Source organism: Streptomyces sp. AF1A (assembly GCF_047340315.1).
Lineage (GTDB): Bacteria > Actinomycetota > Actinomycetes > Streptomycetales > Streptomycetaceae > Streptomyces.
In genome coordinates, this window is record NZ_JBLEBI010000073.1 from 14,528 (window position 1) to 29,985 (window position 15,458).

General features: G+C 71.9%; 14 protein-coding genes and 1 pseudogene. 11 read left to right on the forward strand and 4 right to left on the reverse strand.

Going from position 1 to position 15,458, the window contains the following annotated elements; genetic code table 11:
- Positions 1-72 precede the first annotated feature (72 nt).
- Positions 73-1,953 (forward strand): Na+/H+ antiporter NhaA, encoded by a 1,881-nt coding sequence (nhaA, locus tag ACLU3S_RS20300; protein WP_413953322.1) that lies wholly within the window; start codon positions 73-75, stop codon positions 1,951-1,953.
- 413 nt (positions 1,954-2,366) lie between these two features.
- Here the strand turns inward: nhaA and ACLU3S_RS20305 are convergent, their stop codons facing one another.
- Positions 2,367-3,986, reverse strand: coding sequence for an MFS transporter (locus ACLU3S_RS20305; protein ID WP_413953323.1), 1,620 nt, complete (start codon positions 3,984-3,986; stop codon positions 2,367-2,369).
- Positions 3,987-4,052: 66 nt separating this feature from the next.
- Here ACLU3S_RS20305 and ACLU3S_RS20310 point away from each other — a divergent pair, with 66 nt between their 5' ends.
- The 3 genes from ACLU3S_RS20310 to ACLU3S_RS20320 all read left to right on the forward strand — a co-directional run bounded on the left by ACLU3S_RS20310 (position 4,053) and on the right by ACLU3S_RS20320 (position 6,989).
- Complete coding sequence (locus tag ACLU3S_RS20310) at positions 4,053-4,679, forward strand: TetR family transcriptional regulator (RefSeq protein WP_413953324.1); 627 nt, start codon at positions 4,053-4,055, stop codon at positions 4,677-4,679.
- 183 nt (positions 4,680-4,862) lie between these two features.
- Complete coding sequence (locus ACLU3S_RS20315) at positions 4,863-6,080, forward strand: alpha/beta hydrolase (RefSeq protein WP_413953325.1); 1,218 nt, start codon at positions 4,863-4,865, stop codon at positions 6,078-6,080.
- 66 nt (positions 6,081-6,146) lie between these two features.
- Positions 6,147-6,989, forward strand: coding sequence for a DUF4429 domain-containing protein (locus ACLU3S_RS20320; RefSeq protein WP_413953326.1), 843 nt, complete (start codon positions 6,147-6,149; stop codon positions 6,987-6,989).
- On the opposite strand, the gene ACLU3S_RS20325 is transcribed toward ACLU3S_RS20320, so the two are convergent.
- Complete coding sequence (locus ACLU3S_RS20325; RefSeq protein WP_413953327.1) at positions 6,990-8,006, reverse strand: aldo/keto reductase; 1,017 nt, start codon at positions 8,004-8,006, stop codon at positions 6,990-6,992.
- The gene (locus ACLU3S_RS20330) at positions 8,003-8,467 is read right to left on the reverse strand and encodes a MerR family transcriptional regulator (protein WP_413953328.1); all 465 of its coding nucleotides are present in this window, start codon (positions 8,465-8,467) and stop codon (positions 8,003-8,005) included. Before ACLU3S_RS20330 ends, ACLU3S_RS20325 begins: the two co-directional genes overlap by 4 nt.
- A 73-nt stretch (positions 8,468-8,540) precedes the next feature.
- On the opposite strand from ACLU3S_RS20330, the pseudogene ACLU3S_RS20335 reads away from it, so the two are divergent.
- Positions 8,541-8,858: pseudogene (locus ACLU3S_RS20335) on the forward strand (GNAT family N-acetyltransferase); the annotation flags it as partial.
- 19 nt (positions 8,859-8,877) lie between these two features.
- Complete coding sequence (locus ACLU3S_RS20340) at positions 8,878-9,699, forward strand: serine hydrolase domain-containing protein (protein ID WP_413953329.1); 822 nt, start codon at positions 8,878-8,880, stop codon at positions 9,697-9,699.
- A 13-nt stretch (positions 9,700-9,712) separates the two neighbouring features.
- On the opposite strand, the gene ACLU3S_RS20345 is transcribed toward ACLU3S_RS20340, so the two are convergent.
- Positions 9,713-10,366: a pirin family protein gene (locus tag ACLU3S_RS20345; RefSeq protein ID WP_413953335.1), complete on the reverse strand. Its 654-nt coding sequence runs from the start codon at positions 10,364-10,366 to the stop codon at positions 9,713-9,715.
- A gap of 120 nt (positions 10,367-10,486) precedes the next feature.
- On the opposite strand from ACLU3S_RS20345, the gene ACLU3S_RS20350 reads away from it, so the two are divergent.
- The 5 genes from ACLU3S_RS20350 (at position 10,487) to fabF (ending at position 15,429) form a co-directional block, all read left to right on the forward strand.
- Positions 10,487-11,692: a PucR family transcriptional regulator gene (locus tag ACLU3S_RS20350; protein WP_413953330.1), complete on the forward strand. Its 1,206-nt coding sequence runs from the start codon at positions 10,487-10,489 to the stop codon at positions 11,690-11,692.
- Positions 11,693-11,781: 89 nt separating this feature from the next.
- Positions 11,782-12,699, forward strand: a complete 918-nt coding sequence (locus tag ACLU3S_RS20355) for an ACP S-malonyltransferase (RefSeq protein ID WP_413953331.1) — start codon at positions 11,782-11,784, stop codon at positions 12,697-12,699.
- 10 nt (positions 12,700-12,709) lie between these two features.
- Entirely contained in the window at positions 12,710-13,741 is a 1,032-nt protein-coding gene (locus tag ACLU3S_RS20360) for a ketoacyl-ACP synthase III (protein WP_413953332.1), read from the forward strand.
- Between the two features lie 81 nt (positions 13,742-13,822).
- The gene (locus ACLU3S_RS20365) at positions 13,823-14,071 is read left to right on the forward strand and encodes an acyl carrier protein (RefSeq protein ID WP_413953333.1); all 249 of its coding nucleotides are present in this window, start codon (positions 13,823-13,825) and stop codon (positions 14,069-14,071) included.
- Between the two features lie 95 nt (positions 14,072-14,166).
- Complete coding sequence (fabF, locus tag ACLU3S_RS20370; RefSeq protein ID WP_413953334.1) at positions 14,167-15,429, forward strand: beta-ketoacyl-ACP synthase II; 1,263 nt, start codon at positions 14,167-14,169, stop codon at positions 15,427-15,429.
- Positions 15,430-15,458: the final 29 nt, after the last annotated feature.

A 15,458-nucleotide genomic window follows, 5' to 3' on the forward strand; every position in this document is an offset into this window, starting at 1 on the left:
TCCGAACGCCCCGGCCGACACACTGGCGCCCCTCGTCCGCAGGCCGGCCACGCCTCGAACGAGAATCGACGCATGTCCCGTGAACCAGACGCCTACACAGGCCAGACGATCTGCGCCCTCGGATCGCGTTCCCCGCTGCGTGCCTTCCTGCACACCGAAACCGGCGGCGCCGCCCTCCTGGTCGCCGCCGCGCTCGCCGCACTCGTCTGGGCCAACGTGGCACCCGCGCCCTACACGTCGTTCTGGGACACCCGCCTGTCCGTCCACTTCGGAACGTACGGGATCTCGCTCGGTCTGCGCGAGTGGGTCAACAGCGGCCTGATGACGTTCTTCTTCCTCGTCGTCGGTCTGGAGGCCCGCCGCGAGTTCGACATGGGGGAACTGCGCGAGAAAAAGCGGTTCGCGATGCCGCTCGTCGCGGGGTTCAGCGGCATGATCGTTCCCATCGCCCTCTACCTCGCCCTCAACGCCGGCCACGGCAGCGAGCAGGGCTGGGGCGCGGCCATGTCCACCGACACCGCGTTCGCCCTGGGTGTGCTGGCCGTCGTGGGCCGCGGCATGCCCCCCGGTCTGCGGGTGTTCATCCTCTTGCTGACCGTCGTCGACGACTTCCTCTCCCTCGGCGTCATCGCCTTCGCCTACAGCGACCGCATCACCGTGCCCGCCCTCGTCGTCGCCATCGCCGCCCTCGCACTCGTCCTGCTCGTTCGGCGGCTCGGCGTGCGCCACGGCAGCGTCTACGCGCTGCTGGGTGTCGTCGCCTGGATCGCCCTGCTCGAGTCGGGTGTGGACCCGGTCGTGATCGGTCTCGCCCTGGGGCTGCTCACCTACGCCTACCCTGCCTCGCGCGTCGATCTGGAACACGCGAGCGGCCTGTTCCGGCTGTTCCGCGAGCAGCCCACCCCGGAACTGGGGCGGTCCGTCCGCGCCGGCATCGCCTCGGCGATCTCCCCCAACGACCGCCTGCAACGGATCTACCACCCCTGGACCAGCTACGTGGTCGTCCCGCTGTTCGCCCTGGCCAACGCCGGCATCGAGATCAGCGGCAGCCAGCTGGCCCACGCCTTCACCTCGCCCGTCACCCTGGGCATCCTCGTCGCCTACGTCCTGGGCAAGCCACTGGGCATCGTCGGGGCCTGCGCGCTCGCCACGCTCGCCTCCCGCGGGCGGCTGCGGCTCCCGGTCGGCTGGGGAGCGGCGACCGCCGGCGGCGCGCTGTGCGGGATCGGTTTCACCGTCTCCCTGCTCATCGCGACCCTCGCCTTCCACGGCACACGCCTCATCGAGGCCAAGATCGGCATCCTCACCACGCTGCTCTGCTCCTTCGTGACGGCCCGGCTCGTCACCGCGGCGATCGGCCTGCTGCCGCCGCCCCTGCGGCTGCGGGCCCTGCTCGGCCGGGCGGAGACGATCGTCGACCTGGCCGTGCCCGTCGACCCCGCCCGCGACCACATCCGGGGGCCGCACCAGGCCCCCGTGACCGTCGTAGAGTACGGCGACTACGAATGCCCCTACTGCGGGCAGGCCGAGCCCGTCATCCGCGAACTCCTCGCCGACTTCGGAGACGTGCGCTACGTATGGCGCCACCTCCCCCTCACCGACGTGCACATCCACGCCCAACTCGCCGCCGAGGCCGCCGAAGCGGCCGCGCGCCAGGGCCGCTTCTGGGACATGCACGACCTGCTGCTCAGCCATCAAGGAGCCCTGCGCATCGAAGACCTGCACGCCCACGCGGCCGCCATCGGCCTGGACACCGAGCGATTCGAACGAGACATGCGCGCCCACACCGGCGCGGCCCGCGTCGCCGAGGACGTCGAATCAGCGGACCTCAGCACCGTGGCCGGCACCCCCACCTTCTTCATCAACGGCCGCAGACACCACGGCGCCTACGACCTGGCCGGCCTCACCGCCGCCGTCCGCGCCGCCCGCGAACGCGCCTCCGTCACCATGTGAGGGACCACCCGATGCGGCCGAGTCGCCGCGGCACGCGCTCGATGCCACCGCAAAAGATCCCCCCTTTGCCGGTCGACGCCGGGCCGCCCGAGCGGGCACCTGGAGCAGCCCGTGTCCCCAAGTGGCCGCGCCCGCAAGGGCGATGACGGCGGGCAACGTGTCGATGGCGCCCAGGGCCAGGGCCACCGGGGCCGGGATGCCGCGGTCGCCCGACCATGGGCGGCGCGGGCAGGCCTGCGCGCGCCGCCCCCCTCCGGCAGCGCGCGCCGTGGCCCGGCGTCCCCCAGGTCCTGCGGAGGACGTGACCCACTGTGACCCGCGGCGCGCGTCGCGCGCGAGCGAATCTTGAGCCGAGTCACCCTGATGGGCGATTCCGGCGGAATTTTGGCAGGATTTCGGAGGGTACGCGCAGGTCAGATGTGGCCCACGCCCGCGCCCGCCTCCGCGTTCTCGCCCCGCTTGGTGAGCAGGGCGACGAGGATCGCGACCGCCGCCACGCCCGCCGCGACGAGCGAGGCGAGGCTCATGCCGGAGACGAAGGTGTGGTGCGCGACCTCGGTGATCTTCGCGGCGATCTGCTCCGGCACGCCCTTCGGCACCGGCGCCACGCCGACCTGGACCGCCTCGGAGGCCTTGTCCAGCTGATCCGGGGTCAGCGGGGGCAGCCCGGCCGCCTTCCAGTTGCCCGGCAGGTCGCCGTCGACCTTGGAGGCCATGACGGCGCCGAGCACCGCCGTGCCGAGGCTGCCGCCGATCTGCATGGCCGCCTGCTGCAGGCCGCCGGCCACACCGGACAGCTCCATGGGCGCGTTGCCGACGATGACCTCGGTGGCGCCCACCATGACCGGCGCGAGGCCGAGGCCGAGCAGGGCGAACCAGAGGGACATCACGCCGCTGCCGGTGCCCTCCTTCAGCGTCGACATGCCGTACATGGCGATCGCGGTCGCGGCCATGCCGCCGGCCAGCGGGATGCGCGGGCCGAGCTTGGTGATCGCGGCTCCGGCCAGCGGGGAGCCGACGATCATCATGCCGGTGAGCGGCAGCAGGTGCAGGCCGGCGCCGACCGGGGTCATGCCGTGGACGTTCTGCAGGTAGAAGGTCACGAAGAACAGGCCGCCCATGAAGGCGATGGCCATCAGGACCATCAGCACCACGCCGGCCGAGAGGGGCACCGACCGGAACAGGCCGAGCGGGATCAGCGGCTCGGCGACCCGGTTCTCCCAGAGCGCGAACAGCACGAAGAGCACCACGGAGGCGGCGACGAACAGCCAGGTCCTGCCGTTGCCCCAGCCCCACGCCGGCGCCTTGATGAGGGCCCAGACCAGGCAGAACATCGCGCCGGAGAGCAGGGCGATGCCGAGGAGGTCGAAGGAGCGCGGGGCGTTCTCGGCACGGTGGTCGCGCAGGATCAGCAGGCCCAGCAGCAGGGCGAGGGCGCCGACCGGCACGTTGATGAAGAACACCGACTGCCAGTTGACGTGCTGGACGAGGACACCGCCGAGGATCGGGCCGCCCGCGGTGGACGCGCCGATCACCATGCCCCAGATGCCGATGGCCATGTTGAGCTTCTCGGCCGGGAAGGTGGCCCGCAGCAGGCCGAGGGCGGCCGGCATCAGCAGCGCCCCGAACAGCCCCTGGAAGACGCGGAAGGTGATGACCGCGACGATGCTGTTCGACAGGCCGATGGCACCGGAGGCGGCGGCGAAGCCGGTCACGCCGACGAGGAAGGTCTGCCGGTGGCCGAAGCGGTCACCGAGCTTGCCCGCGGTGATCAGCGTGACCGCCAGGGCGAGGAAGTAGGCGTTGGTGATCCACTGCACGTCGGCGAAGGTCGCGTGCAGGTGGTCGCGGATGGCCGGGTTGGCGATGGCGACGATGGTGCCGTCGAGGGCCACCATCATGACGCCGACGGCGACGGTGATGAGGGTGAGCCAGGGATGGCCGCGCAGCCCCGCGGCCGCAGGCGACGACGGCGGGGCCTGAGGGCCGGCGCCCCCCGGCCCCGCCTCGTCGATGGTGGTCTGACCAGTCATACCGGGAAGGCTAGTGTCAGCGACTGACAGTTGACAAACCAATTCACAAGTCAGTAACTGACAGATATGGAAACGCTCCGCGAACGCAAGAAGCAGCGCACCCGGGAGGCGTTGCTGCGGATCGCGCTCGAACTGTTCACCACGCAGGGGTACGAGCACACGACGGTCGACGAGATCGCCGAGTCCTGCGAGGTCTCCCAGCGCACCTTCTTCCGCTACTTCGCGGGCAAGGAGGACGTGGCCTTCGCGGTGCAGGAGATGGCGGAGGCGCACTTCGTCGAGGCCGTGCGCGAGCGCCCGCCGCACGAGGCGCCGATGGAGGCGCTGCGCCAGGCGGTGCTGGAGGGCTGGGACGCGATACGGGAGACGGTCGAGTCCGCCGTACCGGTGGAGCTGTACCTGCGGATGTACCGCACGATCGAGTCGACCCCCGCGCTGCTCGCCGCCCACTTGCGCCGATCGGCGGCCACGGAGGAGACCATCGCGCGCCTGCTGGCCGAGCGGGAGGGCGTCGACGTGGACACGGACCCGCGCCCCCGGCTGGCCGTGGCCGTGTTCGGCGGGGTGATAAGGGTCACCGAACGGCAGTGGTGCTCGGGGGAGGACATCAGCGTCGAGACCGTCCGCTCGCTCACCGCGTCGTACCTCGATCAGGTGGGTTCCGCGCTCACGGGGCACTGGCGCGACGGCTGACCTCGACGGCACGGGGTCCGGAAGATCGGCGGGGAGGGCTTCGCAGATCGCCGGCGCCGCGCCGCACTGATCACCGGGCGATTGCTTCAATGATCGTTCACAAAGCGTTCGACGGCTGCCGAAACGTGATCCCTGCCACTCGGTTACCCCGAGACCCTCCCGTTCTCCTAGTGTGTCCTCCCAGTGACTTCCTTCGACACCTCCCCGCAGCTCAACGTCGGGCGCGCACTGCTGGCGCTGGCCGTCGTGTTCGTGATGCTCGCGACCACCGGCTGGACCGCCCTGCGCTCCCACCGCGGGTCGAGCGCCCTGCAGGTCTCGATCGCCAAGTGGGAGCACGGCCGGCTCCACGGCCACCATCTGCCGGACCCCGAGGCCGCCCCCGCGAAGCTCACCCGCTTCTTCGCCTCGCTCGCCCCGCACGACCGCGACCGCCTCGCCCACCGCTACCCGCTCGCGGTCGGCAACATGAACGGCGCCCCGGTCTCCCTGCGCTACCAGGCGAACCGCATCGCCCTCGACCAGGCGCGCAAGCTCGAGCAGAAGCGCATGCACGACATCCGGCTCAGCTCGGCCGGGCAGCAGGACGCGGCCCGCCGCATGCACCGCTACGAGTCCCTGCTGACCCCAGGCCGTCACATCCTGGCCTTCGACCCCGAGGGCACCGGCCGGGTCGCCGAGGTGTTCGGAAGCCTGACCAGGGCGCAGCGGATCTCGGTCGTCGTCCCCGGTGTCGACACCGACCTGCTCACCTTTCAGAAGACGGGCCGGCGGTACACCGCCCCGGTCGGCATGGCCAAGGCCCTGTACGCGGCGGAGCGCGCGGCCCGTCCCGGGACGCGTACGGCCGTGATCGCGTGGGCGGACTACACCGCCCCGGACGGCCTCGGCGTGGACGCGGCCACCGGAGCGCGCGCCGCCGAGGGCGCCCTGCGGCTGAACGCGCTGCTGCGGGCCCTGCCCGGCCGCGCCCCGGTTTCGGTGTTCTGCCACAGCTACGGCTCCGTGCTGTGCGGGGTCGCCGCGCGCGACATGCCCCGCCGGGTGGCCGACATAGCGGTGGCCGCGAGCCCCGGCATGCGCGTCGCCAAGGCCTCCCACCTGGGCACCACGGCCCGGGTGTGGGCCATGCGGGACGCCACCGACTGGATCCAGGACGTGCCGTACCTGGAGCTGGGCGGTCTCGGGCACGGCGCGGACCCGGTGTCCGCCGGTTTCGGCGCCCGGGTGCTGTCCGCCCGCGACGCGCAGGGCCATGCCGGCTACTTCCAGCCAGGCACGGACAGCCTGCGCAACCTCGCCGACATCGGCGCGGGCGCATACGACGCGGTCACGTGCGCCCGTCAAAACGATGCGTGCCGGACCGGTCTGCCCGGCACGACGACGGTCGGACGCGCGTAGAAACAGCAGGAAGTGCGGTCTGCGCGGGTGGCGACGGAGGAGCACGTGCCGCATACGATGAGCCGCATGGGTGACGTACTGGCGGGATTTCATGCCGTCTGGGAGTTCGAATCCGACTCCGTGCTCATCCGCTACGAACGGGGGATTCGAACACCGAAGTTGTTCCAGGCGCTCGGCGAGCGGCGGATCCCGCTGTCCGCGGTCGAGGGCGTGTCGCTCACGCCGGGCAGGCGCGGCACGGTCGTCCTGCGGCTGGCGCCCCGTCCGGGCGCCGATCCGCTGATGGACGCGGCCGACGGGCAGTTGAAGGAGGGCTCCGACCCCTACCGGCTGGTCCTGCCGGCCGAGCGGGAGACCCTGGCCGAGTACTACGCCGACGAGTTGAAGGGCCTGCTGACCGAATCCGGCCCCTCGGACGACCACCTGGTGGCCGCGCCCGAGCCGCCGCTGCAGTTCAAGGCGTACGACGGCAAGGCGTCCTTCGATGGGTCGTCCGTGCAGTTCCGGTGGTCGTGGACGGGCGCGTCCTCGGCCAAGTGGAAGGCCGGCGACCAGAGTTACCCGGTCTGCGACCTCATCGGGGTGGAGTGGCGCTCTCCGGAGGTCTTCGAGGGGCATCTGCGGCTGCTGCGGCGCTCCGACGCCGCCCCGGTGCCGCCGGACCAGGATCCGGCGGCCGTCGTCTTCGGGCTCGGCTACGGGCCGGTGCACGAGTCGCTGCCGTTCGCCGCGGCGGTGCTGGCCGCCGTACGCGCGAGGGGGCCGGTACCCGCGGTACCGGCCCCCTCGCGGCGGGACCCCGCCGACATCGCCGAGCGGATCCGCCATCTCGGCGAGCTGCATCAGGCCGGGCTGGTCACCGACGAGGAGTTCTCCAGCAAGAAGGCCGAGTTGCTCGCCGAGCTGTAGTCACTCCCGGCCGGCGGAGCTGAAGCTCATGTCCGCGTAGCGGTCGCCCGCCACCTTGTCCGCGACGGGCTCCAGCAGGTCCAGCTCACCGGCGGTCAGGGTGATCCGCGTGGCGGCCGTGTTCTCCTCCACCCGGCCCGGCCTGCGGGTGCCCGGAATGGGGAGCACGGTCAGGGCGTCGACCGCGGCCCGCTGCTGGACCCAGGCCAGGGCGATCTGGCCCATCGTCGCGCCGTGGGCCTCGGCGACGGTGCGCAGCGGCTCGAGCAGGGCCGCGTTGGCGACCGCGTTGTCACCGGTGAAGCGGGGCTGCCCGCGGCGGAAGTCGCCCGCCGTGAGCTCCTGGTCGGCGCGGGTGAACGCGCCCGCGAGGAAGCCACGGCCGAGCGGCGAGTACGGCACCAGGGCGACGCCCAGGTCACGCGCGGCCGGCACCACCTTCGCCTCGATGTCCCGGCTGAACAGCGACCACTCCGACTGCACGGCCGCGATCGGGTGGACGGCGTGCGCGGCACGCAGCTCGTCGGCGGTGACCTCGCTCAGGCCCACCTGCTTGACCTTGCCCTCGCGGACCAGTTCGGCCATCGTCGCGACGGTCTCCTCGATGGGGACGTTCACATCGCGGCGGTGCATGTAGTAGAGGTCGATGACGTCGACGCCGAGCCGCCGCAGGCTGGCCTCGACGGCCTCACGGATGTACGGGGCGTCGTTGCGGATGACCCGCTTCGTCGGTTCGTCCGGCGGAATGGACAGGCCGAACTTGGTGGCTATGACCACCTCGTCGCGGTGGGCCCGGAAGAACGGGGCGAGGAACCGCTCGTTCTCCCCGGCGCCGTACACGTCGGCGGTGTCGTACAGCGTCACGCCCAGCTCCAGCGCCCGCTCCAGCGCCGCTCGCGCCTGGTCCGTGTCGGTGGGGCCGTAGGCGAAGCTCATCCCCATGCAGCCGAGCCCCTGCACGCCGACCTCCGGCCCCTGGGCCCCCAGGCGTGCCGTCGGAATCCTGGCGTCGGTCATCGAGTGGTCCCCTCGTTCGCGTAAAAGCTGATCTTGCGGTCGAGTACGGCGAGCGTGTCCCGCAGTTCGGCGATCCGGCCGAGCACGTCCCGGCGCGTCGCCTCCAGCAGCTCCCGCCGTTCCCCGTAGGTGCTCTCGCCCTCGCGCACCAGCTCCGCGTACCGGACCATGTCCGCGACCGGCATGCCGGTCAGCCGCAGCTTGGTCACGAAGTCCAGCCACTCCAGGTCGCGGTTGCTGTAGCGGCGCTGGCCGGTGTGCGAGCGGTCGACGTGCGGCATCAGACCGATCCGCTCGTACCAGCGCAGCGTGTGCGCGGTCAGGCCGGTGAACGCGACGACCTCGCTGATGGTGTAGTGGTCCTGGCCGTCGGGGCGCGGGGGGCGCCGGGGCGGGGCGGAGCAGATGTCGGCGGGGGTCGTGTCGTCGGTGGCCGCTGGCGTTGTCTGCATCACCGTCATGGCCTCCACGCTATGACCTTCGAGTGCGCTCCAAGCAAGCGGCGCCGGTGAGAATTCCGGACGACTCGAGCGGGGCGGGCGGGCGGCCTTCGTCGTGGACCATCCGGACCGGCCGGGCGCTCCGGCCGCGCTGGTCGCCGGGACGCTGGAGTACCGCATCGGCGGGCCCGGCAATCCGCACGGACGAGTCGGGCACGTCTTCAGCGTCGCGACCGACCCGGACGCCCGGCGCCGCGGGTACGCGCGCGCGTGCATGGAGCTGCTGCTGGACTGGTACCGGGAGCGGGGCGCGGGTCACGTGCCGCTGAACGCCTCCCGGGAGGCGGAGCCGCTGTACGCCTCCCTCGGGTTCACGCGGGACCGGGACCCGTCGATGCGGCTGCCGCTGTGAGCCGCTTAGGCTCGGCAGCATGTCGTTGAACAGCTTGGCGTCGATCGCGCACTGGCCCGTCCCCACCGCGGCGGCGGGTGTCGTACGAGCCGACGGGACCGTGCTCGGCACGCACGGCCCCGTCGGGCACCGCTTCCCGCTCGCCTCGGTCACCAAGCCGCTGGCCGCCTACGCGGCGCTCGTCGCGTACGAGGAGGGCGCGATCGACCTGGACGAGCCGGCCGGGCCGCCCGGGGCGACGGTGCGCCATCTGCTCGCGCACACCTCCGGACTGGCCTTCGACGAGCACCGGGTGATGGCGCCGCCCGGGGAGCGGCGGCTGTACTCCAACGCCGGGTTCGAGCAGCTCGGGGACCACATCGCCAAGGCGACGGACATTCCGTTCGCCGAGTACGCGCGCCAGGCGGTGCTGGCGCCCCTGGGCATGGCGTCCACCTCGCTGGAGGGCTCGCCCGCGAAGGACGGGGTGTCCACGGTGGAGGACCTGCTGCGGTTCGCGGCGGAGGTGCAGGCGCCGCGGCTGCTGGATCCGCGGACGGTGGCGGAGGCGATGACGGTTCAGTACCCGGGGACGAAGGGGGTCCTGCCGGGGTACGGGCACCAGAACCCGAATGACTGGGGGCTGGGGTTCGAGATCCGCAACGGGAAGGCTCCGCACTGGACGGGGGCCCTGTCGTCGCCGCGGACGTTCGGGCATTTCGGTCAGTCCGGGACGTTCCTGTGGGTCGACCCCGATGCCGGGGTGGCCGGAGTCGCCCTGACCGACAGGGCGTTCGGGCCGTGGGCGGTCGAAACGTGGCCGGTGTTCACGGACGCGGTGCTGACCGAACTGAAAGGCTGACGCCGGCCGGCGGCTACCGTGTCATTTCCCACATCAGCAGTTCCGCCGGGGTCACCGCCACCGCCTCCAGGTCCTCCGGCGCCGTCAGGCGCGCCGAGTCACCGGGGCCCAGGAGCTCCCGACCCAGGCGGACCTCGCCGCGGACCACGTGGGCGTACACCAGGGGCGCGTCCGGGACGGCGGTGCGTTCGCCACGGGTGAGGCGGCGGACGTGGAGCAGGGCGCCGGCCTTCGGCAGGGCGTAGGGCGTGGAGTCGGCGATGCCTCGGACGATGTCGTACGACGGGTCGCCGCCGGGCTCCAGCGGGGCCAGCCACATCTGGAGGAAGGTCAGGGGGGCGTCGCCGTCGTTGCGTTCCACGTGGCGCACGCCCGCCGCCGCGCTCAGGTGCTGGACGTCCCCGGGGCGGACCCGGGTCTCGTGGCCCGTGGAGTCGCGGTGGGTCAGCTCGCCCTCGACGACCCAGGTGACGATCTCGGTGTGGCTGTGCGGGTGTTCGTCGAAGCCGGCGCCGGGCGCGAGCCGCTCCTCGTTGCAGGCGATCACCGCGCCGAACCGCAGGTTGCCGGGGTCGTAGTGCGGGCCGAAGGAGAAGGCGTGGCGGGAGTCGATCCCGGCCTGCGGGTCCCCGCCGCGAGAGCGCTCAGCGGCGCGCCGTACGTCCATCACGGGCACCACCGTAGACCCGCGCCCGGGGCGGGCCGCAGACCCCCCGCGGCCGCCGCGGACACCTCAGCCGTGACCCGGCGGCGCATGCCCCCGTCCGGATAAGGCAGTCTTGTCCCCGTGCCCGAACCCGAATCCCACCGCAGCGACCCCGCAGCACGCGACGTCCACCCGCACGCCGCGACCCTGAAGCGGCTGGAGAAGTCCTCCGGCAGCCTGGCCGCACAGGCCATCGCGCGGATGGACGAGACCCTGCCGTGGTACCGGGCCATGCCCCCGGAGAACCGGTCCTGGATCGGGCTGGTGGCCCAGGCGGGCATCGCGGCGTTCACCGAGTGGTTCCGCTACCCGGACGCCCCGCAGGCGATCTCCACGGACGTGTTCGGGACCGCGCCGCGCGAGCTGACCCGGGCCATCACGCTGCGCCAGACCGTGGAGATGGTGCGCACCACCATCGAGGTCATGGAGTCCGCCATCGACGAGGTGGCGGCTCCGGGCGACGAGAGCGTGCTGCGCGAGGCGCTGCTGGTGTACGCGCGGGAGATCGCCTTCGCCACCGCCCAGGTGTACGCCCAGGCCGCCGAGGCACGCGGCGCCTGGGACGCGCGGCTGGAGTCGCTGGTGGTCAACGCGGTGCTCAGCGGCGAGGCCGACGAGGCCGCCGTGAACCGGGCCGCCGCGCTCGGCTGGAACTCGCCGGAACACGTGTGCGTCGTGCTCGGCACCGCGCCGGACGGCGACAGCGAGCTGACCGTCGAGGCCATCCGGCGCGCCGCGCGCCACGCCAAGCTGCAGGTGCTCACCGGGGTGCTCGGCGACCGGCTGGTCGTGATCGCCGGCGGCAGCGCCAATCCGCTCGCCGTCGCCAAGTCGCTGATCGGGCCGTTCGCCGCCGGACCGGTGGTCGCGGGGCCCGTCGTCGCCGATCTGCAGGCCGCCACGCGGTCCGCGCAGGCCGCCGCCGCGGGCCTGAAGGCGTGTTCCGCCTGGCAGGACGCGCCGCGTCCGGTGCTGGCGGACGATCTGCTGCCGGAGCGCGCGATCGCGGGAGATCCGGGCGCCCGCGAGCAGTTGGTGGAGGAGATCTACAGACCGCTCGAGGAGGCCGGTTCGGCACTCCTGGAAACCCTGAGTGTCTACCTGGAACAGGCGAGCAGTCTCGAGGGCGCGGCGCGGATGCTCTTCGTTCACCCGAATACCGTGCGCTACCGGCTCCGACGTGTGACAGACGTCACCGGTTGGTCGCCGTCGGATGTACGATCCGCGTTCACGCTGCGGATTGCGCTCATCCTGGGGCGTCTGGCCGACGGCGAACCCCCGGCATAGGGTTTTGTCGGGCTCCCACAAAAGCCCTTCGTGTTCTTCGTCCCTGTCCTCACGGGCGGCCACGGCCGTCCCCAAGAGAGAGTGTGAGAGTGCTCGTACTCGTCGCTCCCGGCCAGGGCGCCCAAGCGCCCGGCTTCCTGACTCCTTGGCTCGAACTGCCCGGTGCCGCCGACCGCGTCGCCGCGTGGTCGGACGCCATCGGACTCGACCTGGTGCACTACGGAACCCAGGCCGACGCCGACGCCATCCGCGACACCGCGGTGGCCCAGCCGCTGCTGGTCGCCGCCGGGATCCTGTCCGCCGCGGCACTGGGTGACATCAACCCCGGTGCGGTCGCCGGGCACAGCGTCGGGGAGATCACCGCCGCCGCCTTCGCCGGTGTCCTGTCCGACACCGCCGCGCTGGGCCTGGTGCGCAAGCGCGGCCTGGCCATGGCCGACGCCGCCGCGATCACCGAGACCGGCATGTCGGCGCTGCTCGGCGGCGACCCCGAGACCTCCCTCGCACACCTGGAGAAGCTGGGCCTGACCCCGGCGAACATCAACGGCGCGGGCCAGATCGTCGCCGCGGGCACGCTGGAGCAGCTCGCCGCGCTGAGCGAGGACAAGCCCGAGGGCGTCCGCAAGGTCGTCCCGCTGAAGGTCGCCGGCGCCTTCCACACCCGTCACATGGCCCCCGCGGTCGAGACGCTGGCCAAGGCCGCCGCGGAGCTGTCGCCCGCCGACCCCAAGGTCACCTACGTCTCCAACAGGGACGGCCGGGCCGTCGCGTCCGGCGCGGAGGTGCTGGACCGGCTGGTGGGCCAGGTCGCCAACCCCGTGCGCTGGGACCTGTGCATGGAGACCTTCAAGGAGCTGGGCGTCACCGCGCTCGTCGAGGTGTGCCCGGGCGGCACCCTGACCGGCCTGGCCAAGCGGGCGCTGCCCGGCGTCGTGACGCTGCCCCTGAAGACCCCCGACGACCTCGACGCGGCCCGCGCGCTCATCGCCGAGCACGCCGGCGCCTAAGGAGCCGTACATGGCGAAGATCAAGCCCAGCAAGGGCGCCCCGTATGCGCGCATCCTCGGTGTCGGCGGCTACCGGCCGACCCGCGTGGTGCCCAACGAGGTGATCCTCGAGCGGATCGACTCGTCCGACGAGTGGATCCGCTCCCGCTCCGGCATCGAGACCCGGCACTGGGCCGGCCCCGAGGAGACCGTGGCCGCGATGTCGGTCGAGGCCTCCGGCAAGGCGATCGCGGACGCCGGCATCCGTGCCGAGCAGATCGGCGCCGTGGTCGTCTCGACCGTCTCACACTTCAGCCAGACCCCGGCCGTCGCCACCGAGATCGCCGACAAGCTCGGCACGAACAAGGCCGCCGCCTTCGACATCTCGGCCGGGTGTGCGGGCTTCGGCTACGGACTGACGCTCGCCAAGGGCATGGTGACGGAGGGTTCGGCCGAGTACGTGCTCGTCATCGGCGTGGAGCGGCTCAGCGACCTGACCGACCTGGAGGACCGGGCCACGGCCTTCCTGTTCGGCGACGGCGCCGGCGCGGTCGTCGTGGGACCCTCGCAGGAGCCGGCCATCGGCCCGACCGTGTGGGGCTCCGAGGGCGACAAGGCGGAAACGATCAGGCAGACCGTCCCCTGGGACCGGTTCCGGATCGGCGACGTGTCCGAGCTGCCGCTGGACAGCGAGGGCAACGTCAAGTTCCCCGCCATCACGCAGGAGGGCCAGGCGGTGTTCCGCTGGGCCGTGTTCGAGATGGCGAAGGTCGCCCAGCAGGCGCTGGACGTGGCCGGGATCAGCCCCGAAGAGCTGGACGTCTTCATCCCGCACCAGGCCAACGTGCGGATCATCGACTCGATGGTGAAGACCCTCAAACTGCCGGAGCACGTCACGGTCGCCCGTGACATCCGCACCACCGGCAACACCTCGGCCGCCTCGATTCCGCTCGCGATGGAGCGGCTCCTGGCGACCGGGGAGGCGAAGAGCGGCGACACCGCGCTCGTCATCGGATTCGGGGCGGGTCTCGTCTACGCCGCCACGGTCGTTACCCTCCCCTAGGCACTCCGTGCCGGATCATGCGATTCGGCAGGGAGACAACTGCCACCAACCGTCTGGAACATCGAAGAAGGAGCGCCTGACATGGCCGCCACTCAGAAAGAGATCGTCGAGGGTCTCGCCGAAATCGTCAACGAGATCGCCGGCATCCCGGTTGAGGACGTCCAGCTGGACAAGTCCTTCACCGACGACCTGGACGTCGACTCGCTGTCCATGGTCGAGGTCGTCGTCGCCGCCGAGGAGCGCTTCGACGTGAAGATCCCGGACGAGGACGTCAAGAACCTCAAGACCGTCGGCGACGCGACCGAATACATCCTCAAGCACCAGGCCTGAGTCGTCCCCCGGGCCCGACAGGCCGTCAGGCTGCAAGGCCCCGCCACCCGGCGGTGGCGCCGTAGAATCCCGCATCCGTTGGAGAAAGAATTCCCGTGAGCCCGACCAATCGCACCGTGGTCGTCACCGGTATCGGCGCAACCACACCGCTGGGTGGCGACGCAGCCTCGTTCTGGGAGGCCCTCGTCGCCGGCACCTCCGGTGTCCGCCTTCTGGAGCAGGACTGGGCGGAGCAGCTGCCGGTCCGCATCGCCGCGCAGATCGCCGTCGAACCGGGCGAGATCATCCCCCGGCCGCAGGCCCGGAAGCTGGACCGCTCGGCGCAGTTCGCGCTGATCGCCGCTCAGGAGGCCTGGAAGGACGCCGGCTTCACCGCCAGGGCGGGCGAGGACGCGTCCGTGAACCCCGACCGGCTCGGTGCGGTCATCGCCTCCGGCATCGGCGGCGTGACCACGCTCCTGGACCAGTACGACGTGCTCCGGGAGAAGGGCGTACGCCGTGTCTCCCCGCACACCGTGCCGATGCTGATGCCCAACTCCCCGGCGGCCAACGTCGGTATCGAGCTGGGCGCCCGCGCCGGTGTGCACACCCCGGTCTCGGCCTGCGCCTCGGGCGCGGAGGCCATCGGGTACGCCATCGAGATGATCCGCACCGGGCGTGCGGACGTGGTCGTGGCCGGTGGTACCGAGGCCGCCATCCACCCGCTGCCGATCGCCGCGTTCGGCAACATGATGGCGATGTCCAAGAACAACGACGACCCGCAGGGCGCGTCGCGTCCCTACGACGCGGGCCGGGACGGCTTCGTGCTCGGCGAGGGCGCCGGTGTGATCGTCCTGGAGTCCGAGGAGCACGCGAAGGCCCGCGGTGCCCGGATCTACGTCGAGGCTGTCGGCCAGGGCATCTCCGCCGACAGCCACCACATCACGCAGCCGGAGCCGTCCGGCAACGGCATCGCGCACGCGCTGCAGAACCTGCTGGACAACACGGACCTGAAGCCGGCCGAGGTCGTGCACGTGAACGCGCACGCCACCTCGACGCCGCAGGGTGACGTGGCCGAGATCAAGGCGCTGCGGAAGGTGTTCGGCGACGACGTCGACCACATGGCGATCTCCGCGACCAAGTCGATGACCGGTCACCTGCTCGGTGGCGCCGGTGGTATCGAGACCGTCGCCTCGATCCTGGCGCTCGTGCACCGCATCGCTCCGCCGACCATCAACCTGGACAACCTCGACCCCGAGGTCAACGCGGACGTGGTGACCGGCGAGGCGCGCCGGCTGCCCGAGGGGCGCGTCGCCGTGCTGAACGACTCGTTCGGCTTCGGCGGCCACAACGTGGTGCTGGCCTTCCGCACCGTCTGAGAAGCGACCGAGAAGGGCCCCCGCCGGAC

What these genes read in the sequence shown, in the direction of transcription:
- nhaA (WP_413953322.1), top strand. Translation starts at nt 73, where the DNA reads ATGTCCCGTGAACCAGACGCCTACACAGGCCAGACGATCTGCGCCCTC.
- ACLU3S_RS20305 (WP_413953323.1), bottom strand. Translation starts at nt 3,986, where the DNA reads ATGACTGGTCAGACCACCATCGACGAGGCGGGGCCGGGGGGCGCCGGC.
- ACLU3S_RS20310 (WP_413953324.1), top strand. Translation starts at nt 4,053, where the DNA reads ATGGAAACGCTCCGCGAACGCAAGAAGCAGCGCACCCGGGAGGCGTTG.
- ACLU3S_RS20320 (WP_413953326.1), top strand. Translation starts at nt 6,147, where the DNA reads ATGGGTGACGTACTGGCGGGATTTCATGCCGTCTGGGAGTTCGAATCC.
- ACLU3S_RS20325 (WP_413953327.1), bottom strand. Translation starts at nt 8,006, where the DNA reads ATGACCGACGCCAGGATTCCGACGGCACGCCTGGGGGCCCAGGGGCCG.
- ACLU3S_RS20330 (WP_413953328.1), bottom strand. Translation starts at nt 8,467, where the DNA reads ATGACGGTGATGCAGACAACGCCAGCGGCCACCGACGACACGACCCCC.
- ACLU3S_RS20340 (WP_413953329.1), top strand. Translation starts at nt 8,878, where the DNA reads ATGTCGTTGAACAGCTTGGCGTCGATCGCGCACTGGCCCGTCCCCACC.
- ACLU3S_RS20345 (WP_413953335.1), bottom strand. Translation starts at nt 10,366, where the DNA reads ATGGACGTACGGCGCGCCGCTGAGCGCTCTCGCGGCGGGGACCCGCAG.
- ACLU3S_RS20360 (WP_413953332.1), top strand. Translation starts at nt 12,710, where the DNA reads ATGGCGAAGATCAAGCCCAGCAAGGGCGCCCCGTATGCGCGCATCCTC.
- ACLU3S_RS20365 (WP_413953333.1), top strand. Translation starts at nt 13,823, where the DNA reads ATGGCCGCCACTCAGAAAGAGATCGTCGAGGGTCTCGCCGAAATCGTC.